The organism is Acinetobacter sp. UBA5934 (assembly GCF_002430855.1).
In the GTDB taxonomy this organism is placed as follows: Bacteria; Pseudomonadota; Gammaproteobacteria; order Pseudomonadales; family Moraxellaceae; genus Acinetobacter.
The window spans coordinates 27524-28013 of sequence record NZ_DJDC01000023.1 but is presented as its reverse complement, the minus strand read 5'-3'; the positions used below and the strand labels follow the sequence as shown (position 1 = coordinate 28013).

Below are 490 nucleotides of genomic sequence, written 5' to 3'. Positions count from 1 at the left end.
GCCATTTCCATGATGAGTTTAAGACCCATCACCGGGAAAATTTATGATCGCAAAGGCGCAAATTATGTGGTTTATCCTTCTATTGCATTATTTTCAATTGGACTGATGGTATTAAGCCAAGTCAATACAGTGACCGGATTGATGCTGGCTGCGGTATTTGTCGGTATGGGCTTTGGTTCAGCTCAACCCTGTTTACAAACTATTTCCATTCAGCGCTCGCCAAAAGACCGAATTGGACATGCAACTTCAACCTTTTTTACCTTTTACGATATTGGTATCGCAATTGGTTCGATCTCGTTAGGAATGGTGATCGCTAATCAAGGTTATCATTTTACCTATCTCATGTGTGCAGCGATCACGGCACTTAGTTTGGTATTTTATAAGTTGTTCATCGATCAACCGAAGTCTGTATAATTCTAAATAATTGAATCAATAAAATAGGCATTATCTGGTAGGAATGAATGCCTATTTTTTATAAAAAGATATATTT

The 490-nt window shown here is 37.6% G+C and carries 1 protein-coding gene; it reads left to right on the top strand.

Features of this window, described 5'->3' with window-relative positions; genetic code table 11:
• The coding region (locus tag B2Y23_RS01605; protein WP_291368613.1) for an MFS transporter at positions 1 to 414 on the top strand (414 nt) is incomplete at its 5' end.
• Positions 415 to 490 lie beyond the last annotated feature (76 nt).